This window comes from Massilia sp. 01N417 (assembly GCF_056399645.1).
This window is the reverse complement of record NZ_JBFTRS010000020.1, coordinates 38,258-57,383: the sequence shown is the minus strand read 5'-3', so window position 1 is coordinate 57,383 and position 19,126 is coordinate 38,258. Positions and strand designations below refer to the sequence as shown.

Genomic DNA, 19,126 nt, shown 5'->3' with positions numbered 1-19,126 from the left:
AAGGATTGCCCATGACAACCCAACAGCATGAGGAGAACAAGCCGGCGGACCAGGACAGGCACGGCAAGGCAGCCGGCAAGCAGCACGGCGGGCGCGCCATGTCGCGCACCATGAAGACCGTGCTGTGGATCCTCGGCATCCTCATCGCGATCCCGGTGATCGCCATCATCCTCCTCCTGACCTTCGACTGGAACCGCGCCAAGCCCTGGCTGAACGCCAAGGTCAGCGACGCCATCGACCGCCCCTTCGCCATCGTCGGCGACCTGTCGGTGCACTGGGAGCGGCCGTCGGAAAGCATCATTCCGGGCCAGCGCACCTGGCGCGACCACATTCCCTGGCCCCACCTGTACGCCAATGACGTGCACGTCGGCAATCCGGCAAACATGCCGAAGGGCGATACCGCCAGCGTACGCCAGTTCTCGTTCTCGCTGAATCCTTTTGCCCTGCTCAGCCACACCATCAATATTCCGGTGCTGCGCTTCGACGGCCCGCGGGTCGACCTGCTGCGCACGGACGCCACCCACTACAACTGGGCCTATCAACACGAGGAAAAGAAATCGAAGTGGAAGCTGGACCTCGAGCGCCTGGTGCTGTCGAAGGGCGTGGTCCACATCAAGGATGCGATCACCGATGCCGACATCACGGCCGACGTCGACACCATCGCCAACGACCCGACCTACGGTATCGGCTTCAAGGTGCACGGCACCTATAACAAGGCGCCGGTCACGGGCGGCGGCAAGACGGGCGGCGTCCTGACCCTGAAAGACCAGGACGCGCCCTTCCCGGTCCAGGCCGACGTGCATTCCGGCCCCTACGCGCTGGCGGTCGAAGGCACGGTCACGCGGCCGGCCAAGCTGGCCGGGCTCGACCTGCGCCTGAAGCTGGCCGGCCCCAGCATGGCGCGCCTGTACGCCTTCACCGGCGTGGTGCTGCCGGAAACCCCGTCGTTCTCGACCGAAGGCCACCTGATCGGCTCGCTCGGCGAGGCTGGCGGCGGCAAGGGCGCGCGCTGGAGCTACGAAAAGTTCAAGGGCCGGGTCGGCGAGTCCGACATCGCCGGCAGCCTCACCTTCCAGAGCCAGAAGCCGCGCAACAAGCTGAGCGGCACCGTGCATTCGAACCAGCTGCGCTTTGCCGACCTCGGCCCGCTGATCGGCGCCGACTCGAATGCCAGCAAGCGCGAACGCGGCGTGGCGCCGGTGCAGCCGGCGAACAAGGCTTTGCCGGTCGAGAAATTCCATACCGAAAAATGGAAGGTGCTGGACGCCGACGTGCACTTCTCGGCCGACCGCATCGTGAAGACCGCGCAACTACCGCTCAGCAAGCTGAAGACCCACCTGACCCTGGACAACGGCGTGCTGCGCCTGAAGCCGCTGGACTTCGGCATGGCCGGCGGCAGCGTCACCTCGACCGTCACCCTGGACGGCAGCGGCGGCGCCGGCAAGGATGCGATCAAGGCCACGCTCGAGGCCACCGCGCGCGAGATCGAGGTCAAGCAGCTGTTCCCGCAGATCCAGAAGATCCAGCAGGCCACCGCCGGCGACGTGTATGCCCAGGTCAAGCTGACCGCCACCGGCGATTCGGTCGGCGAGATGCTGGCCAAGTCGAACGGCGAAGTGAAGGGCCTGGTTAGCCAGGGCGTGGTCAGCAAGCTGCTGCTCGAGGAAGCCGGCCTGAACGTCGCCAACGTCATCATCACCAAGGTGTTCGGCGACAAGCAGGTGAAGCTGAACTGCCTGGCCTCCGACCTCGACGTCACCAACGGCGTGGCGAAGACGAATACCTTCGTGCTCGACACCGAGGATGCGATCGTCGACATCAACGGCACCGTCAACCTCAGCAGCGAACAGATGGACCTGCGCGTCAAGCCGGAGACCAAGGCGCTGCGTATCTTTACCCTGCGCACGCCCTTCTACGTGCGCGGCACCTTCAAGCATCCCGACCTGCAGCTCGACAAGAAGGTGCTGGCGCTGAAGGGAGGCGCCGCGGCCGCGCTGGCCATCGTGGCGGCGCCGGCCGCCGCCCTGCTCCCGCTGATCAACACCGGTCCGGGCAAGGACAGCCCCTGCGCCGCGCTGCTGGCCGAGGCCGGCGCCAAGCCGCAGGCGCCGCCGCCGGGCAAGCAGAAACGTTGAGCTCGGTAGTGTGAGATGTCGTACAGACCCTGCAAGTGTGCGGAAGTAATCTGTCATCACTGCATCACGCAACAAGGCAAGGAAGGAAGATGAAGCAATTCGGATGTACCGCGACGCTGCTGGCCGCCTTGGTGCTGGGCCCGGTGACCGTCTCGGGATGTGCCTCGACCGGGGAATATGCCGGCCAGGCCATCGAGGACGCCACCATTACGACCGGAGTCAAGGCAGCCATCAACGGGGATCCGAACCTGAAGGTTTCCGAACTCGAAGTGGAAACCGCACAGGGAGTCGTCCAGCTGAGAGGATTCGTCGGCTCGGCGGACGATGTAGCGGCGGCAGCAGCGGCTGCCCGTACAGTAAAGGGCGTGAAGTCGGTCAGGAATGACCTGCGCTTGAGATAAAAACCCACCGTAAGGAGATCATCATGAAAACCATCAAACAACTCGTCGTGACCGCTTCGCTGGCAACCGTCGCCCTGGGCCTGACCGGCTGCGCCGGCATGTCCAACCAGGACCGTAACACCGCCGTCGGCGCCGGCGTCGGCGCCGTGGCAGGCTCGGTCCTGACCGGCGGCAGCGCCGTCGGCACCGTGGGCGGCGCAGCCGTCGGCGGCGTGATCGGCAACCAGACCAGCAAGACCCACTAAGCCGGTTCGCTGTTCACGCAAGAGCAAACGCCCCGTTTCGACGGGGCGTTTTACTTTGGCGCTGTTCGCGCCAAGTGTGGAATCTTTTCCGTCAGCCTGCGGTCCAATGTCGACCTGAACCGTTGACGGAGTCACCATGCAAGCACGGCAGTTCGAACAGTTCCTGCAACGCCTGTCCAGCCTGACCCGGCGGCAACGCGACCGCCTGCTCGCACTGCTGCAATCGGTAGCCGGCCTCGACCGCGTACTCCAGATCGTCGAGCAGCCCGCCACGCCGCTCTGTTGCCCGCACTGCCAGGCCAGCAAACCCTATCGTCACGGTCACGCACATGGACTGCAGCGTTACCGCTGCCGCAGTTGCCGTCGTACCTTCAACCTGCTCAGCGGCACGCCGCTGGCCCGGCTGCGCCACAAGGCGCATTGGCTCGACTACCTCGGCTGTATGCTCGACTCCCGCAGCGTGCGCCGCGCGGCGCGCGAGATCGGCGTAGCCAGTGCGACCAGTTTTCGATGGCGTCACCGCTTCCTGGCCTTGAGCAAGGATGACCGGCCGCAGCGCTTGAGCGGTATCGCCGAAGCCGACGAGATGTATGTGCGCGAATCGCACAAGGGTTCCAGAAGCCTCGACCGTCCGCCACGAAAGCGCGGCGGGAAGGCGACAAAGCGTGGGATCTCGAACGAGCAGGTGTGCATCCTCGTCGCACGCGATCGCAGCGGCCGGACCATCGACGCCGTGACCGGCAAGGGCAGCGTGAGCAAGCGTCAGCTAGTAGAGCACCTGGGGCCAAGGCTGGAGCGCGACGTGCTGCTGGTTACCGATAGCCATGCGGCCTATCCGGCATTCGCGCGGGAGCTCGGGATCTCACATGAGGCCATCAACGCGAGCGCCGGCGAACGAAGGCGCGGTGCGCTGCACATCCAAAATGTCAACGCGTATCACAGCCGGATGCGCGCCTGGCTGCTGCCTTTCCGCGGCGTCGCCAGCCGTTACCTGGGCCATTACTTCGGCTGGCGCTGGGCGCTGGATGGGCAGCGGATCGGCAGCCCCGACGCCTTTTTGAGAGCGGCGCTCGGCAGGTTCAACACTTAGCGTGAACAGCGCCTTTACGTTTGGAAGCCGCCGCACTGCGCGGACCTCCAAAACGATTTATATGGTTTATACGAATAATGGTGCGGGTATGCCGGCCCCGGCTTCGCGCACGATCTCGTAGCAGGTGCAGGCCGCCTGGGCCAGCCCTTCCGGATCGAGGATTTCGATATTGCCGCGGCTGTAGTTGATCAGCCCCTGCTGCTGCAGGGCGCTGGCGGCCTTGGTGACGCCGACCCGGCGCACGCCCAGCGCGTGGGCGAGGAATTCGTGGGTCAGGTGGAAGCGGTCGGACCGCAGGCGGTCGCGGGTGACCAGCAGCGACCGCGCCAGGCGCGCCTCCAGCACGTGGTAGCGGCTGCAGACGGCGATCTGGATGGCCTGGGCCAGCAGGGTGTCGGTGTAGCGGTACAGCACGCGCTGCAGGGCCGGGCTGCGTGCGAACTCGATGCGGAACAGCTTGGCGTCGATGCGGCTGGCGCTGCCGGCGCGCTGGACCACGGCGCGCACCTGGGTGGTGTCGTGGCCGAGGGCGACGGTGGCGCCCAGCATGCCTTCGCGGCCGACCAGGCCGACCTCCAGGGTCATGCGCACTTCGGCCACCGCCATCATCGAGATCAGGCAGTCGTGCGGGAAGTAGATGTGGCGGATAGTGTCGCCGGGCTCGCACAGCACGGCCCCCACCGCCACCTGGACCTGGTCGATCGCCGGGAGCATGCGGGCCAGGTCTTCCGGAGGAAGCGCGGCCAGCAGCTGGTTGGCGTTATGCTCGGCGACCATAGGTGCAGCAGGAGAATTCATCGGACCCTCGCGGTTGGACGCCAGGGCAATGTTGCGGCTGACGTCGCGGTATCATTTGCTAACAACTTTCGGTCAGCGTACCGGCGCGGCCGGGGGAAGTATGTACGGTGACGCACGGAACCGGGTGTTGTTGACATGGACAATGTTCAAACCGGACTGAAGAAAAAAAGGACCCGCCATGAACACGCACCAGACACCCCCGACACGCGTCGGACAGCATCCTCTCCTGATCCTGGCGGCCCTCGCCGTGATCCTGTTCTGCGCGGTCGGCACCGCTGCCATCATGGGCTGGTTGCCGTCCTCGAAGGGCGGCACCGCGCGCGGGATGGCGCCCGTTAGGAGCGAATTGAGCGACGCCGACCGCGCCGCCCTCAACGCCAGCCTGCAGCAGCCGGGCCAGCCGGGCACCACGGCACCGGGCACGCTGCCGCCGGCCTATCCGGCCCAGGCCGCGGTCGGCAGCTATGTGCCGGCAACGCCCAGCACCACCGCCCCGCTGCCGGCCGCCCCGGCCAACTCGATCGCGCCGACCACCGCCAGCAGCTACCCGCCGGGCTATGCGGCGCCGGCTAACGGCGCCTACGGCAACAGCGCCGCGGGCGGCACCGCCGCCGGCTACGACGAACCGGCGCCGGTGCGCGAAAGCCATCCGAAAGCCAAGGCGCCGGCCCGCGTGGCCCAGGCGGAATCCGCGGGCAACTGGTGCGGCAACTGCGGCAACGTCGAATCGATCCGCCAGATCACGACCCGCGCCCAGGGCAGCGGCGTGGGCGCGGCCGGCGGCGCCATCCTCGGCGGCCTGCTGGGCAACCAGGTCGGCAGCGGCCATGGACGCCAGCTGGCGACGGTGGCCGGCGCGGTCGGCGGCGCCGTGATGGGCAACCAGGTCGAAGGCAATATGAAGGCCAATCACAGCTACGAGATCCGGGTCCGCCTGGACGACGGCAGCCTGCGCACCTTCCACCAGCAGAGCGCGCCGCAATGGCGTACCGGCGACCGCGTCCGCATCGTCAAGGGCTCGCTGCGCGCCGCCTAGCCGGGCCGAAACGCACCAGAACAGTGCCCGGCCATGCAGACCGGGTTCATGAGCGAACGGGGCTGCGGCCCCGTTTTTGTTTTCTTTTTCGCAATGTGCGCTAGCGCACGGAACTCAGCCGTACGGCGGTCAAGAATCGATTCACGCCGGCAGAACGGCGGAGAACATCCACACGAAAGGGAGTCCAATGAACAGCATCGCATGGATCGGGATCATCCTCTGGGGCCTGCTTCTCACCTGCTTCGGCCTCGTCAGCGCCGGTCCGGCGCCCCAGCCCGGCAGCGCCGACATCGCCGCCCACGACCTGTTCTTCGTGATCACCGGCGGCCTGCTGACCTGCCTGATCGGTTTCATCGGCCTGATGGGCTTCATGGGCTGGGTGCCGGGATTGCGAAAAGAACAAAAAAGCGCAGCTTAATGTACGTCAGCGAACGGAGCACAGGAGCGTATCCCGGGATACTGAACTCACGGCAAAGACATCGCCGGTTCACTCGAAGAGGACACTATCATGCTCTACACTATCGCTGTCATTCTCATCATTCTGTGGCTGCTTGGTCTGGTCACTTCCTATACCGTCGGCGGCTTCATCCACATCCTGCTGGTCGTTGCCGTCATCATGATTCTGGTACGCCTGATCAGTGGACGCGGAATATAAGACCCGTCACGCAACACCGCTGCAAGACCGCCCGGTCCGTTTCGCGGTCGTGCCCCGAGTGTCGGGCGCGACTTCGAAACGGATATTTTTTTAAGGAGAACGCCATGCACACTGCTTTCATCCGGTCGACGTTGTGCGCGACCGTATTCGCCGTCGCCGCCAGCGGCTGCGCCGACATGAACGCCACCCAGCGCGGCACCGCCACCGGCGCCGGCGTCGGCGCGGGCCTCGGTGCCATCCTCGGCGCCAGCACGGGCGGAGGCGGCAGCGGCCGCGCCACCCGCGGCGCCGTGCTGGGCGGCCTGGCCGGCGCGGTAGCCGGCAACGTCTGGTCCAAGCACATGGAGCAGCAGCGCCAGGCGATGGAACAGGCGACCCGCGGCACCGGCGTGCAGGTCTCGCAGACCGCCGACAACCGCCTCAAGCTCGAGATCCCGAGCGACATCTCGTTCGACACCAACCGCGCCGACATCAAGCCGAATTTCCGGCCCATCCTCGACCGCTTCGCCACCACCCTGAACGAGAATCCGGGTACCTACGTGACCATCATCGGCCACACCGACAACACCGGCGGCGACCAGATCAACCAGCCGCTCTCGCTCGACCGCGCCGCCCATACGCGCGACTACCTGACCGCACGCGGCATCGATCCGAACCGCATCACGGTCGAGGGCCGCGCCGCCCGCGAGCCGGTCGCGTCCAACGACGATCCGGCCGGCCGCGCGCGCAACCGCCGCGTCGAAATCTTCGTGAACGAGCCGAACCGCGCCGGCTGAACCCACCCGGGCGCCGTGCCGCCAGGACGGCGCCCGCTGTACCCCGAACGCATAAGTTCACATTTTGCGGTGCAGCGCAAGATCATCTCTTCTCCCGCCGCCCCACCTCCCCCGCACAAGCAAAAATCCGGTGTCCGAAGACCTTCTCCGGGCATGTTGAGATATATGCATAAGTTTTTCTTATGCATATACGGAAATATTTCCATCTCTGCATGGCGTCATTACCTGTCTTTATACCTGTTGCAAGATGCACACAGTAAACACTCTCCGATTTGACTTTTTCACATGAGAAATGGTCTTATCGTCCCCCTTGGCTGGTCTTCACCCGCCGAGGTTGATAAGAGAAGCCCCGGCTTCGAGATTAAGTATTGGAGAGATTTTGACTAAGCAACTCGCAGTTAAGCACAGCGTCCTCGCTGTCGCCCTCACCCTGGCAGCGCCAGGCTTCGTGTTCGCGCAAGCCGAACAGGCGTCCGTGCAGAAGGTGTACGTGACCGGTTCGAACATCAAGCGTGCCGACAAGGAAGACTCCTCGCCGATCACCGTGATGACCGCCAAGGAAATCACCGCCACCGGCGCCAACACCGTCGCCGAACTGCTGCACAACATCCCGGCCTTCGGCACGGGTACCGCCAACGACATCCGCGACGACAACGGCTTCTCGAAGGGCGCATCGACCGCGTCCCTGCGCAACCTGGGCACCTCGTCGACCCTGGTGCTGCTGAACGGCCGCCGCATCGCCGCATCGGCTTATGCCGACCCGAATCAGGGCAAGTCGACCATTTATGACCTGAACAGCATTCCGGTGTCGGCCATCGCCCGCGTCGAAGTGTTCAAGGATGGCGCCTCGGCCGTGTATGGCTCGGACGCAATCGCCGGCGTGATCAACTTCATCACCAAGGACGACTACCAGGGCGGCGAGATTTCCGCTTCGGTCTCGGCCAACGATAACGGCCAGTTCAACCGCAACAACATCAACGGCTCGGTCGGCTTCGGCGACCTCGACAAGGACCGCTTCAATGCCCTGCTGAGCTTCGACGTCTCGCAGCGCGGCCGTACCGGCATCAAGGATGTCAAGGACATCGAGCAGGACCAGTACGCGGCGATCAACTACCGTCTGAACGAGTACAGCAGCTACGTCTCGAACACGCCATTCATCTTCCGCCAGTCGGCTCCGGGCGCGAACTTCTCGACCACCGCCGCCGCCGGCCAGTACATCCGTAACAGTACCGCGGGCTGCGTAGGCAACGTCATCACCGGCGGCCCGCAGCATGGCATCGGCGTCACCAATAGCTCGATGCTGACCGGTCGTTCGTTCTGCTCGTTCGACACCAACGAGTACCAGGAAGCGCAGTCCAAGGGCACCGACGTCAACCTGCTGTCGCGCATCACCGTCAAGCTGGGCGAGAACGTGACCTCGTTCACCGAAGTCGGCTTCTCGCGCGTCGAGCGCGAGTACACCGGCGCGCCGAAGGCCATCGCCTCGACCACCCCGACCACCGTGTTCCGCGTCAACGGCCTGCCGACCAGCTACCAGCTGCTGCTGCCGTCGGGCCACCCGGACAATCCGTTCACCGGCTACAGCGCTGCTGCGGCGTTCCGCTTCACCGGCACCAACGCCGGCTCGGAAACCGTCAACAAGACCTACCGTTTCCTGACCGGCCTGAAGGGCACCGCCGGCAACTTCGACTGGGAAACCGGTTTCCTGTACAACCGTGCGGAGCGTGACGACCTGGGCCACGGCTACCTGTACTTCCCGGTCATCAACCGCATCGTGACCGAAGGCCGCACCATCGCCGCTACCATCGCCGATCCGAACGCGGTTCGCGACGTCGACAACACCGGCTTCTCGCAAGTCATGCAGCTCGACGCCAAGGCCTCGACCACCGTCGGCAAGCTGCCGGGCGGCGACATCGGCGTGGCATTCGGTGCTGAAGTCCGCCAGGAAAAACTGGGTCTGACCTCGGATCCGGAACTGGCATCGGGCAACATCATCGGCCTGTCGAACTCTGTCCTGGCCGGCCAGCGTATGGTCAAGTCGGGCTTCGTCGAACTGCGTACGCCGTTCACCAAGACCTTCGAGATGGACTTCGCCGGCCGCGTCGACAAGTATCCGACCGCTCGCAGCTTCGTGCCGAAGGTCGGCGCCAAGTGGGAAGCGACCGACAAGGTGACCTTCCGCGGCTCGTTCGCCAAGGGCTTCCGCGCACCAGCGCTGTCGCAGGTGTCGCCGGGCGGCGTGCAGTCGTTCAACAACAACTTCGCCGACCCGATTCGCTGCCCGGACGGCCGCACCCCGGTCAACGGTGCCGATCCGCTGGATTGCTCGCGCGGCATCTCGTCGGTGTCGGCTCCGAACCCGAACCTGAAGAACGAAACCTCGAAGAGCTACTCGTTCGGCGCGATCATCAACCCGACCAAGAACGTCGACCTGCTGATCGATTACTACCGTATCCGCAAGGAAAACGAGACCGCCCTTCTGTCGTCGACCTTCGTCGCCCAGCACCCGGAGCTGTACCCGGGCCTGGCCGTGCGTGACAACAACAACCTGGTCGATGCAAACGGCAAGGTGATCCCGAATTCGGGCCAGCTGCTGGCAATCAACCGCACCTTCGTCAACCAGGGCAGCACCGACACCTCGGGTATCGACGTCGAAGCAGCACACCGCCTGAACCTGGGCGAGATGGGCCGCATCACCACCCGCGTCAACTACACCTACACGCTGACCTACAAGCGTGCAGAGCGTCCGGGCGAAGTGTCGCACAACCTGGTCGGCACCAACGGTGGCCTGTCCGACTGGGCTACCTCGGTCGGCGACATCCCGCGTCACCGCCTGAACATCGCGTCGACCTGGACCTACGGCAACCACGCCACGACCCTGTCGGCCGACTACGTGTCCGACATCTCGCTGATGCGCCGTTACGACAACGACGTGACCTACCCGCAGCCGTACTGCTACTACGGCAAGGGCCAGCCGTCGACCGCCTACTCGCTGGGCGGCCTGCCGAACTACGGTTACTCGAACCCGGACTGCAACGTCGACGAGTGGCTGACCTTCGGTGCCGCTTACTCGTACACCGGCTTCAAGAACTGGACCCTGTCGGCGAACATCCGCAACCTGTTCGATACCAAGGCCCCGTACGATCCGCGTGAAGCAGTCACCGGCTTCAACAGCCAGCTGCACAATGGCATGGGCCGTTACTTCCGCCTGACCGCTTCGTACAAGTTCAAGTAATCGTTGCTGATCGCTTGATCTTCGTATGATCGAAAGCCGCCCCGCGCAAGCCGGGCGGCTTTTTTCATGGCCGCGGTGTATGCTCGGCCGGCATATCACCAGGAGACGCCATGGCAGAACCACGCATCCGCATCGCCGGCGAGGAGATCCTCTCCGACGACTACTATCCGCTCAAGAAAGTCACCTACGAACAGCTGCGCCGCGACGGCGGCTGGCAGGAGCAGCAGCGCGAAGTCTACGACGCCGCCAGCGGCGCCGCCGTGCTGCTCTACAACCGCGAACGCCGCACCGTGGTGCTGACGCGCCAGTTCCGGCTCGGCGCCCGCCTGAATGGTCACGATGGCTTCCTGCTGGAGGCCGCCGCCGGGGTGCTGGACGACGATGCGCCGCCCGAGGAGCGCGCCAGGATCGAGGCCCGCGAGGAGACCGGCTACGAGGTCGAGCGCCTCGAGCCCGTGATGCAGCTGTTTCCGAGTCCCGGCTCGCTGACCGAGAAGATCCACCTGTTCGTGGCCGAGTACGATCCGGCGCGCCGCTGCGGCGACGGCGGCGGCAAGGCCGAGGAAGGCGAAGACATCGAAGTAATCGAGATGGATTTCGACGACGCGCTGGCGCTGATCGACACCGGTGGCATCAATGACGCCAAGACCGTGCTGCTCCTGCTGCACCTGGAGCGCCGTGTGCTGGGCCGGCACGAAGCCTCCTGACTCCCTTTCCCCCCATTGGTGGTGCTGCCGGGAAACCGGCGCGCCCGCCACAATGCATCCTAGTTACGGAGAACATCCCCATGAAGACCAGACTTGCCCTGATCCTGTCGGCTTGCACGGCCGCGCTGGCGCTGCCGGCCGGCGCCCAGACCCTCACCATGAAACCCGGGCTCTGGGAGCTGAGCAACAAGATCAGCTCCGCCGACGGCCAGATGCAGTCGGCCATGGCCGAGATGCAGAAACAGCTCGCCGACATGTCGCCGGAACAGCGCAAGGCGATGCAGCAGATGATGGAACGCAACGGCGTACAGATGAACGTCGGCACCGGCGGCGCCGTCACCTCGCGCATGTGCATGACGAAGGAAATGATCCAGCGGAAGGAATTTCCCGTGCAGGAAGGCGACTGCAAGCAAAAACTGACGCCGGTCTCCGGCAACAGGATGAAGATCGCCTTCAGCTGCAGCAAGCCGCCGGCCAGCGGCGAAGGAGAGATGACCTTCGACAGCGACACCAGCTACCGCGCGAAGATGCACGTCAGGGGCAACGACGGCGGCCGGCAACAGACAGTGGACATGGACGTCGCCGGCAAATGGCTGGGCGCCGACTGCGGCAAGCTCCGTCCGATCAGCATCCCGCAAGCGCAGTAGCAGCAACGACCCCCACGGGATTTGGCCAGACTGGTTCGCCAGCCTGGCCTTTTTTATTCCCAAATTCGGGGTCAGAGCACATTATTCCGCTAATTCGGGGTCAGAGCACTTTTTTGGGCAATATCTCAGCCGCAAAAATTGACGTCCCGATGCTGGCTCAGGCCTGACCGGCGCCCTGGCCCGCCTGATGGCTTAGCCGCACGGCCATTGATCGAAAAAGTGCTCTGACCCCGAATTGAAGGCGAAATGTGCTCTGACCCCGAATTACCCCGAATTATTGGCTCAAGTGGTTTCGGTGAAGGCCAGGTAGAGGTCGCGGGCCTGCCTGGCGACCGGGCCGGCCGGGAGGTCGCGGGTTTCGTAGCGGATGCAGGGGGTGACTTTGCCGTAGTTGCCGGTGCTGAAGATTTCGCGGGCGGTGTCGAGCTCTTCCGGCTTGACCGTGCGTTCCTCGACCGTCACGCCGGCATCCTTCAGCAGCGCGATCACGCGGGCGCGGGTGATGCCGGCCAGGAAGGTGCCGTTCAGGGCCGGGGTGACGACGGCGCCGTCGGCAGTGACCAGGAACAGGTTCGAGGATGCGAACTCGGCCACGTTACCGGCGGCGTCCAGCATGATGGCGTTGTCGAAGCCGCGCGAACGGGCTTCGCGCAGGGCGCGGGCGGTGTTGGCGTACAGGGCCGAGGCCTTGGCGTCGGTCGGCGCCATGGTCGGCTGCGGGCGGTGCAGTTCCGACAGGCAGGCCGAAAAACCGGTAAACGGCGGCAGCGGCGCGTCGAACAGGGTCAGGGCGAAGCCGGCCTTTTCCGGCACCGGGATCAGGAAGCCTTCGGAGGCGAACACCAGCGGACGGATGTAGAGCTCGGCATCGGCCGGGAATTTGGCCACGCCTTCGCGCACCAGCGCTTCCATCTGATCCACCGACAGCGGGCAGCGCAGGCCCAGCTTCTCGGCCGAGTCGATCACGCGCTGCAGATGCGGACGCAGGTCCGGCAAGCGGCCGCGCAGGGCGCGCGCGCCGTCGAACACGGAGGAACCCAGCCAGACGCTATGGTCCATGGCGCCGAACAGCGGCGTATTTCCTTCGGCCCATTCGCCGTTGTAGTAAGTCAGGTACATTGGTTTTCCCTAGTAAAAAGCGATGTCGTAACGCATCAAGTTTAACCCAGGCGCCGGCGTCCGGTACGGCAAGCCCCGTGGCCGCTCAGTTCGTTGCCGTACACAGCTTTCACATATCCACGAGTACACTACGCTTTCCGGGCAGTCCTTTTGCCCAGCCCTACAAGTACTTCATGCTCGACATCCTAGAACGTATCGACCCGGACAGCGATCACATCGACCTGCTGATCGACCTGGTCGACAAACTGCGTCCACGCCGCGCGTCCGATTATGACTACGCGCGTGCCCAGGTGCGCACGCTGTGCCAGCTCCTCAAGGGCCATCCCGGCCAGGCCTGGGCGTTGCGCCGCTACCTCACCACCCTGCTGGAAACCCGCCGCCACACGAGCCTGTATTCCGATGTCGGTATTCTCTCGAACGACGGCTTCTTCACCGAACTGAAACGCCGCATCGCCTACCGCATGCTGCCGCCCGCCCTCGACGATCACTACCTGTCCGACACCCTCGAACGCCTGCTGTGCCGCGAGGACGATTACCTGTGGATCCGCGCGATCCCGAACGCCGACTGGCTGGAACTCTTCGACACCATCGCCAACGCCCCGCCGCCCGCGGATGCCGCGCCGGACCGCGCCCGCCAGGTGACGGTGCTGGGCCTGCTCGATGCGATCCGCACCCTCTCCTGCCGCGTCTGCGCACTGGGCCTGGAGCCGCGCCTGATCCACGCCCACATGGAGATCGAGGAAGTCGATTCGCCCTTCCTGATGCAGAACATCGAGGCCAACAGCTACCTCGACCAGTACGGCCGCCTGCTGGCCGGCGAGATCGAGCAGATGGAAGATGCGCGCCACCTGCTGGTGATGCTCGACCAGTGCGAAGAAGTGGTATTGAAGGTCCGCCGGCGCGCGCTGGGGGCCGGCACCAGCGTCTCGCTGACCTATCTGCTGGTGGCGGTCACCCAGAGCATCGACCGCCTGCGCAAGCTGCTGTTCCTGGTCGACGTCAGCGGCGAGCTGCCGGGCGCGCCGACCATCGACCTGCACGCCCTCGCCAACGAGGCCACGCCGCCATCCGAGCCGCCGACTTCGCTGCGCCGCGCGGCCGCGCTGTCCCTGGCCCAGGAACTGGCCGAAGCCCACAACACCAAGTACCAGGTGCGCGGCCTGGTGCGCGACAACATCGACCTGCTGGCGCGGAACGTGACGGAGAACGCCAGCCGCACCGGCGAGCATTACGTCGCCGAGGACCGTGGGGCCATGCGCCAGATGTTCAATGCCGCGGCCGGCGCCGGCTTCATCATCAGCGCGATGGCGATCATCAAGATCCTGATGTCCTACCTGCACCAGGCGCCGCTGATCGAGGCCGCGCTGTACTGCATGAACTATTCGTTTGGCTTCATGCTCATCCACGTCCTGCACTTCACGGTCGCCACCAAGCAGCCGGCGATGACGGCTGCACGCATCGCCGCCGCCCTCCACGAAAGCGACCAGAAGGGCAAAGGCTACCGCCAGGCCGACGTCGACAGCATGGCGGCCCTCGTCAACAAGGTGTTCCGCACCCAGGTGGTGGCCGTGCTGGGGAACCTGGCGACGGTGATCCCGATCTCCTTCCTGCTAGCCCTCGGCTACCAATACCTGACCGGCCACCACCTGGTGAACGTGTTCAAGGCACGCCACCTGATCGAGGACAGCCACCCCTGGCATTCGCTGGCCCTGCTGCATGCGGCCATCGCCGGGGTCTGGCTGTTCGTCTCGGGACTGGTGTCCGGCTACTACGACAACAAGGCGCTGTACACCCGCATGGGCCAGCGCGTGCAGCAGCTGCACCGCCTGCGGCGCCTGCTGGGACGCGAGCGCCTGGCGCGCTTCGGCCGCTACGTCGAGGACAACCTGGGCGGCCTGATGGGCAACGCCGTGTTCGGCATCCTGATGGGCACCACGGCCCTGATCGGCTTCCTGCTCGGCCTGCCGCTCGACGTCCGCCATGTGACCTTCTCCTCGGCCAACCTGGCGATCGGCTTCGTCGGCCTCGACTACCAGCTCGACTGGGAAACGGCCGGCATCGCCCTGCTGGGCATCGCCCTGATCGCCATGGCCAACCTGCTGGTCAGCTTCGGGCTCGCACTGTGGGTGGCGCTGCGCGCCCGCAAGATCCGCTTCTACCACGGCTTCCGCCTGCTGCGCGCGCTCGGCCGGCGCCTGCGCGCGGCGCCGCTCGACTTCTTCATCGGGCCCAAGGCAGAACCCCTGGGCCAACCACTGAGAGGTACCGAATGAGATTCCCACGCCCGCCCTCCTGGCTGCTGGTCCTGTGCCTCGGCCTGGTCCTGGCCTCCTGCAAGGCCCTGCCCGAGGTCGACCCCGGCGCCCCCGCCAAGGGCACGCCGACGGTCGCGGGCACGAAGGGCGCGCTGCCGCCGAAGGTGGCGTCGTCGCTGGTGCAGAAGCGCTGGGCGAATGCCTCGACCGACCTGACCTCGCTGGCGCTGCTGGAGGAGCAGGTGACCGGCGTGCCGCTGATCGCCGGCAACCGCGTGGGCCTGCTGTTCGACGGCCCCGCCACCATGCGCGAGATGATGGCCGCGGCGCGCGCCGCCACCAGCTCGATCAATATGGAGACCTATATCTTCGACCAGGACGAGGTCGGCAACGAGTTCGCCGACCTGCTGATCGAGAAGCAGCGCCAGGGCGTGGCGGTGAACATCATGGTCGACGCCGTCGGCGCCATCGCCACCCCGGCCGCCTTCTTCGACCGCATGCGCGCGGCCGGCATCCGGGTCCTGATCTTCAACCCCGTCAACCCGGCCAAGGCCAAGCGCCACTGGGACCTGAACAACCGCAACCACCGCAAGCTGATGGTGGTCGACGGCCGCATCGCCTTCACCGGCGGCATCAACATCAGCTCGACCTATGCCAACAGCTCGCTGTTCCGCTCGCGGAGCAAGCCGGACAATGTCGACGAATCGAAAGTCGGCTGGCGCGACACCCACGTCAAGATCGAGGGTCCGGCGGTGACCGCCCTGCAGTACTCGTTCGTGAAACTATGGGTCCAGCAGGAAGGCGGCGAGCTGCCCAAGGCCGAGTACTTTCCGCGCCTGTCCCGCGAAGGCGACAAGCTGATCCGCGTCCTGGCCGGCAATCCGGAAGGCGACTCCGACATCTACAAGGCGCTGGTGCTGGCGATTACGGAAGCGAAGCAGAGCATCCACATCACCTCCGCCTACTTCGTGCCCGACCAGCAGATCGTCGATGCCCTCGCCGATGCGGCCAGGCGCGGCGTCGACGTCAAGCTGGTGCTGCCGGGCGTGTCCGACCACAGCCTGATCCGCTACGCCGGCCAGGCCTTCTACGACCAGCTCTTGACGGCCGGCGTCAAGATCTACGAACTGCAGATCGCCGTGCTGCACGCGAAGACGGCCGTGATCGACGGCGGCTGGTCGACCATCGGCTCGGCCAACATCGACCGCCGCAGCTTCCTGCACAACTACGAGCTGAACGTGGTGGTGATGGACCCGGCCTTCGGCCGCGACATGGAGAGCGCCTTCAACGAGGATTTGCGGGATTCGAAGGAAGTGACCCTGGAGCGCTGGCGGCACCGGCCTTGGAAGGACCGGTTGCGGGAGTGGGTGGCTCGGTTGGGGGAGTACTGGATCTGATACGTCGTCTCGCGCAATCTGATACGTCGTCTCGCGCAATCTGATACGTCGTCCCCGCGAAGGCGGGGACCCAAGTTCTGCATGCGTTACGTCAGCTCATCCAACTTGGATCCCCGCCTTCGCGGGAATGACGGTTCGACCGTTCGACGGTTCAAACGGCCGCGGCTTAAATCCCCGCCGCCATCAAGCCCTCGTTCACCTCCGCCCACACATTCCCGCTGCGCATGAACTTCTCGGTCGCCAGCAGCTGGAACTGCTTGTGCACGGAATCCCAGCCATAGCGATCGACCTCGATCTTCTGCGGCTCGGTACGGATCACGTTGAAGGAGTTCACCTCGCCGCGGCCGCGCGTCGACGTCGCCGTACCGGCCTGCACCACCAGCGCCGCGTACTCGCTGATCTTGTAGCGCGCCTGGGTGTTGCCGGCGTGACTCTGGTGAAGGTGGCCGGCCATCAGCAGGTCGACGCCGGATTCGGCGAACACGTCCATCGCCATCTTCGCGCGGTCGACCAGGTCGTCTTCCTTGGCCCCCTCCGGCACGTCGAAGGGATGGTGGGTCACCACCACCCGCACGATGTCCTTCGGCAGGCCGGCCAGGGTGGCGCGGATCTTGTCGACCTGTTCCTTGTTGACGCGGCCATCCTTCCAGGTGAGGGAGCGCGCCGTGTTCACGCCCAGCACCGCGATCTCGTCGTCGATGAAGACCGGATCGAGGTCGTCGGTGATGTAGCGCTTGTAGCGTTCGAGCGGCAGCGCGAAGCGGCGGAACACGTTGTACAGCGAGATGTCGTGGTTACCGGGGACGATGATCTGCGGGCCGGGCAAGGTGTCGAGCCAGGCGCGCGCCTCCTCGAACTGCTCGCTTTTCGCCCGCTGCGTCAGGTCGCCCGACACCACGACGACGGTCGGGGCGATGCGGTGGACGAGGTCGCGCAGCGGGTCGAGCAGTTCCGGATCGACGCGGCCGAAATGCAGGTCAGAGAGGTGAACGAGTGTGCGCATGATCTTCCGCTTCCTTTTCCGATGTCGTTGTTCTGCGTGTGCCGTCCATTGTCGCCGCGGGAACCAGCACCGTCAGTGCGCCAGGCCTCACCCGGTAGCGCAGCGGCGCATGCATCTGCGTGACTTCGCCGTCGGTGGCCACATGCAGTTGCGCATGGTGGGTGGCGATCTCGAATTCCGCCGCCTCCAGGATGTCGAAGTCGCGCTCGCTGCCCAGCTTGCCGAGCAGGGCGTCGATGGCGAAGCGCAGCAGGCCCAGGCGGGTCGGACGCTGGGCCACATACAGGCTCAGCACGCCGTCATCGAGATGGTCGCGCTCGCCGATCGCCAGTCCCTGCATGGTGTAGCGGTTGTTGCCGATGAAGACGAAGGGCGTGCGGCGCGCCAGCGTCTGGCCGTTCACCATCAGCCGCATCGACAGGAAAGGATAGCGGCGCAGCGCCGCCAGGGTCGCCCACAAGGCAGCCGGCCATTTGCCGCGCCCCAGGCGGTGCTGCTGCTTCTCGCGGTCGCGCACGATGTCCGGGTAGAGCCCGAGGCTGGAATTGTTGAGGAAAATGCGGCCGTTGACTTCGCCGACGTCGACCTGGCGCGGCACCCCGTTCGCCAGGTTGCGCACGGCATCGTCGAGTTCGAGCGGAACGCCGAGGTCCTTGGCGAAATGGTTCAGGGTCCCGAGCGGCAGCACGCCGAAGCGCACGCCGCTGTCCACCATCACGGAGGCGACCGCGTTGATGGTGCCGTCGCCGCCGCCGGCCGCGACCAGTTCGGCCCCCTGCTCGAGCGCGCGCCTGGCGGTGGCGATCATTTCCTTGCCATCCTTCGCCAGCACCAGTTCGGCGTCCAGGCCGGCTTCGCGCAGCTTGGCGCGCAGTTCCGCGCAGGCCTGGTCGTCGTGGCCGTGGCCGGCGCCGCCGTTGACGATCACGGTCACCGGCTTCATGGCGCCACCTCCCTGCCCTGCGCACGCGCCATGCGGCGGCGGTGCAGGGTCGACACCGCCGTGATGCAGATCGCCAGCCAGGCCGCGCCTTCCGCGCTGGCCGCCAGCACGTCGGACAGGTAGTGCACGCCCAGGTACATGCGCGACAGCGCCACCAGCATCACCATCAGCATGCAGGCGGCGACGATCGCGGCGCGCGCCGGCCAGCGATGCACGCGGCGCACCAGGTAGCAGGCCAGCAGGCCGTAGAACACGGTCGCGGCCGCGGTGTGGCCGCTGGGGAAGCTATAGGTGGCAAGGGTCAGCAAGGGGTCCTCCAGACTGGGCCGCGCGCGGCGGAATAGATGTTTCAGGGCGACGTTGAGCAACATCCCGCCCGGCACCGACACCAATACCACGACCAGCCAGTAATGCGCCTTGCGGTACCAGAACCAGGCCGCCAGCAGCAAACCCATGATGCAGGAGCCGAGGATGCCGTTCCAGTGCGTGATGAAGAGCATGGCATCGGTGAAGCCGGCGGTGGCGTGGGCGCGGAACCAGTGCGCGAGCCGGACGTCGACCAGGGTGATGGTGTCGCCCTCGACCACGTCCTCGGCGATCTCGCCGAAGGCAAACGCGGCGCACAGGATCAGGATCACGCCGATGGTGAGATGCAGGCCCATCTCCTCCTTTGGAGAGAAGCGT

Annotated in this window: 18 protein-coding genes; 13 read left to right on the top strand and 5 right to left on the bottom strand. The window is 65.5% G+C overall.

The features are described 5' to 3' along the window. Nucleotides 1-11: 11 nt before the first annotated feature. From AC1DOQ_RS20200 to AC1DOQ_RS20185, 4 genes are all read left to right on the top strand, one after another. Nucleotides 12-2,135 carry an AsmA family protein gene (locus AC1DOQ_RS20200; RefSeq protein WP_477368334.1) on the top strand — a complete coding sequence of 708 codons (2,124 nt, stop codon included), beginning with the start codon at nt 12-14 and terminating at the stop codon, nt 2,133-2,135. A gap of 89 nt (nt 2,136-2,224) precedes the next feature. After that, entirely contained in the window at nt 2,225-2,536 is a 312-nt protein-coding gene (locus AC1DOQ_RS20195; RefSeq protein WP_477368330.1) for a BON domain-containing protein, read from the top strand. Nucleotides 2,537-2,559: 23 nt separating this feature from the next. Continuing rightward, nucleotides 2,560-2,781, top strand: a complete 222-nt coding sequence (locus AC1DOQ_RS20190) for a glycine zipper 2TM domain-containing protein (RefSeq protein ID WP_442124092.1) — start codon at nt 2,560-2,562, stop codon at nt 2,779-2,781. Nucleotides 2,782-2,917: 136 nt separating this feature from the next. Next, nucleotides 2,918-3,871 carry an IS1595 family transposase gene (locus tag AC1DOQ_RS20185; protein WP_477368327.1) on the top strand — a complete coding sequence of 318 codons (954 nt, stop codon included), beginning with the start codon at nt 2,918-2,920 and terminating at the stop codon, nt 3,869-3,871. A 66-nt stretch (nt 3,872-3,937) separates the two neighbouring features. Here AC1DOQ_RS20185 and AC1DOQ_RS20180 read toward each other — a convergent pair whose 3' ends face one another. After that, nucleotides 3,938-4,669 carry a Crp/Fnr family transcriptional regulator gene (locus AC1DOQ_RS20180; protein WP_477368323.1) on the bottom strand — a complete coding sequence of 244 codons (732 nt, stop codon included), beginning with the start codon at nt 4,667-4,669 and terminating at the stop codon, nt 3,938-3,940. A 178-nt stretch (nt 4,670-4,847) separates the two neighbouring features. Here AC1DOQ_RS20180 and AC1DOQ_RS20175 point away from each other — a divergent pair, with 178 nt between their 5' ends. The 7 genes from AC1DOQ_RS20175 (at nt 4,848) to AC1DOQ_RS20145 (ending at nt 11,725) form a co-directional block, all read left to right on the top strand. Then, entirely contained in the window at nt 4,848-5,705 is an 858-nt protein-coding gene (locus AC1DOQ_RS20175) for an outer membrane lipoprotein (RefSeq protein ID WP_477368320.1), read from the top strand. 187 nt (nt 5,706-5,892) lie between these two features. Further along, nucleotides 5,893-6,123 (top strand): hypothetical protein, encoded by a 231-nt coding sequence (locus tag AC1DOQ_RS20170; protein WP_477368317.1) that lies wholly within the window; start codon nt 5,893-5,895, stop codon nt 6,121-6,123. Nucleotides 6,124-6,213: 90 nt separating this feature from the next. Beyond that, nucleotides 6,214-6,360, top strand: a complete 147-nt coding sequence (locus AC1DOQ_RS20165; RefSeq protein ID WP_105378160.1) for a lmo0937 family membrane protein — start codon at nt 6,214-6,216, stop codon at nt 6,358-6,360. Nucleotides 6,361-6,464: 104 nt separating this feature from the next. After that, nucleotides 6,465-7,136: a YiaD family glycine zipper/OmpA-like lipoprotein gene (locus AC1DOQ_RS20160; RefSeq protein ID WP_477368314.1), complete on the top strand. Its 672-nt coding sequence runs from the start codon at nt 6,465-6,467 to the stop codon at nt 7,134-7,136. A gap of 379 nt (nt 7,137-7,515) precedes the next feature. Beyond that, complete coding sequence (locus AC1DOQ_RS20155) at nt 7,516-10,371, top strand: TonB-dependent receptor domain-containing protein (protein WP_477368311.1); 2,856 nt, start codon at nt 7,516-7,518, stop codon at nt 10,369-10,371. A 110-nt stretch (nt 10,372-10,481) separates the two neighbouring features. Beyond that, a complete protein-coding gene (locus AC1DOQ_RS20150; RefSeq protein ID WP_477368307.1) occupies nt 10,482-11,078 on the top strand; it encodes an NUDIX domain-containing protein in 597 nt (198 codons plus the stop codon). An 80-nt stretch (nt 11,079-11,158) separates the two neighbouring features. Beyond that, on the top strand, nt 11,159-11,725 hold the full coding sequence (locus AC1DOQ_RS20145) for a DUF3617 domain-containing protein (RefSeq protein ID WP_477368305.1): 567 nt from the start codon (nt 11,159-11,161) through the stop codon (nt 11,723-11,725). Nucleotides 11,726-12,007: 282 nt separating this feature from the next. Here AC1DOQ_RS20145 and AC1DOQ_RS20140 read toward each other — a convergent pair whose 3' ends face one another. After that, nucleotides 12,008-12,844: a branched-chain amino acid aminotransferase gene (locus AC1DOQ_RS20140; protein WP_477368302.1), complete on the bottom strand. Its 837-nt coding sequence runs from the start codon at nt 12,842-12,844 to the stop codon at nt 12,008-12,010. A 173-nt stretch (nt 12,845-13,017) separates the two neighbouring features. Here AC1DOQ_RS20140 and AC1DOQ_RS20135 point away from each other — a divergent pair, with 173 nt between their 5' ends. Together AC1DOQ_RS20135 and cls are read left to right on the top strand one after the other, a co-directional pair. Continuing rightward, nucleotides 13,018-15,117 carry a site-specific recombinase gene (locus AC1DOQ_RS20135; RefSeq protein ID WP_477368299.1) on the top strand — a complete coding sequence of 700 codons (2,100 nt, stop codon included), beginning with the start codon at nt 13,018-13,020 and terminating at the stop codon, nt 15,115-15,117. Further along, on the top strand, nt 15,114-16,496 hold the full coding sequence (gene cls, locus AC1DOQ_RS20130) for a cardiolipin synthase (protein WP_477368296.1): 1,383 nt from the start codon (nt 15,114-15,116) through the stop codon (nt 16,494-16,496). The genes AC1DOQ_RS20135 and cls overlap by 4 nt, the downstream gene beginning before the upstream one ends. Nucleotides 16,497-16,662: 166 nt before the next feature. On the opposite strand, the gene AC1DOQ_RS20125 is transcribed toward cls, so the two are convergent. The 3 genes from AC1DOQ_RS20125 to AC1DOQ_RS20115 are packed head-to-tail and all read right to left on the bottom strand — an operon-like array spanning nt 16,663 to nt 19,104. Continuing rightward, entirely contained in the window at nt 16,663-17,499 is an 837-nt protein-coding gene (locus tag AC1DOQ_RS20125) for a metallophosphoesterase family protein (RefSeq protein ID WP_477368293.1), read from the bottom strand. After that, nucleotides 17,474-18,442, bottom strand: coding sequence for a diacylglycerol/lipid kinase family protein (locus AC1DOQ_RS20120; protein WP_477368290.1), 969 nt, complete (start codon nt 18,440-18,442; stop codon nt 17,474-17,476). Before AC1DOQ_RS20120 ends, AC1DOQ_RS20125 begins: the two co-directional genes overlap by 26 nt. Beyond that, complete coding sequence (locus AC1DOQ_RS20115) at nt 18,439-19,104, bottom strand: phosphatase PAP2 family protein (protein WP_477368287.1); 666 nt, start codon at nt 19,102-19,104, stop codon at nt 18,439-18,441. Before AC1DOQ_RS20115 ends, AC1DOQ_RS20120 begins: the two co-directional genes overlap by 4 nt. Nucleotides 19,105-19,126 lie beyond the last annotated feature (22 nt).

Bases quoted from the DNA above. Each gene is read 5' to 3' on its own strand.
- AC1DOQ_RS20200 (WP_477368334.1), top strand. From the start codon at position 12: ATGACAACCCAACAGCATGAGGAGAACAAGCCGGCGGACCAGGACAGG.
- AC1DOQ_RS20190 (WP_442124092.1), top strand. From the start codon at position 2,560: ATGAAAACCATCAAACAACTCGTCGTGACCGCTTCGCTGGCAACCGTC.
- AC1DOQ_RS20145 (WP_477368305.1), top strand. From the start codon at position 11,159: ATGAAGACCAGACTTGCCCTGATCCTGTCGGCTTGCACGGCCGCGCTG.
- AC1DOQ_RS20135 (WP_477368299.1), top strand. From the start codon at position 13,018: ATGCTCGACATCCTAGAACGTATCGACCCGGACAGCGATCACATCGAC.
- AC1DOQ_RS20180 (WP_477368323.1), bottom strand. From the start codon at position 4,669: ATGAATTCTCCTGCTGCACCTATGGTCGCCGAGCATAACGCCAACCAG.
- AC1DOQ_RS20185 (WP_477368327.1), top strand. From the start codon at position 2,918: ATGCAAGCACGGCAGTTCGAACAGTTCCTGCAACGCCTGTCCAGCCTG.
- AC1DOQ_RS20140 (WP_477368302.1), bottom strand. From the start codon at position 12,844: ATGTACCTGACTTACTACAACGGCGAATGGGCCGAAGGAAATACGCCG.
- AC1DOQ_RS20165 (WP_105378160.1), top strand. From the start codon at position 6,214: ATGCTCTACACTATCGCTGTCATTCTCATCATTCTGTGGCTGCTTGGT.
- AC1DOQ_RS20170 (WP_477368317.1), top strand. From the start codon at position 5,893: ATGAACAGCATCGCATGGATCGGGATCATCCTCTGGGGCCTGCTTCTC.
- AC1DOQ_RS20160 (WP_477368314.1), top strand. From the start codon at position 6,465: ATGCACACTGCTTTCATCCGGTCGACGTTGTGCGCGACCGTATTCGCC.
- AC1DOQ_RS20150 (WP_477368307.1), top strand. From the start codon at position 10,482: ATGGCAGAACCACGCATCCGCATCGCCGGCGAGGAGATCCTCTCCGAC.
- AC1DOQ_RS20195 (WP_477368330.1), top strand. From the start codon at position 2,225: ATGAAGCAATTCGGATGTACCGCGACGCTGCTGGCCGCCTTGGTGCTG.
- AC1DOQ_RS20120 (WP_477368290.1), bottom strand. From the start codon at position 18,442: ATGAAGCCGGTGACCGTGATCGTCAACGGCGGCGCCGGCCACGGCCAC.
- AC1DOQ_RS20125 (WP_477368293.1), bottom strand. From the start codon at position 17,499: ATGCGCACACTCGTTCACCTCTCTGACCTGCATTTCGGCCGCGTCGAT.
- AC1DOQ_RS20175 (WP_477368320.1), top strand. From the start codon at position 4,848: ATGAACACGCACCAGACACCCCCGACACGCGTCGGACAGCATCCTCTC.
- AC1DOQ_RS20115 (WP_477368287.1), bottom strand. From the start codon at position 19,104: ATGGGCCTGCATCTCACCATCGGCGTGATCCTGATCCTGTGCGCCGCG.
- cls (WP_477368296.1), top strand. From the start codon at position 15,114: ATGAGATTCCCACGCCCGCCCTCCTGGCTGCTGGTCCTGTGCCTCGGC.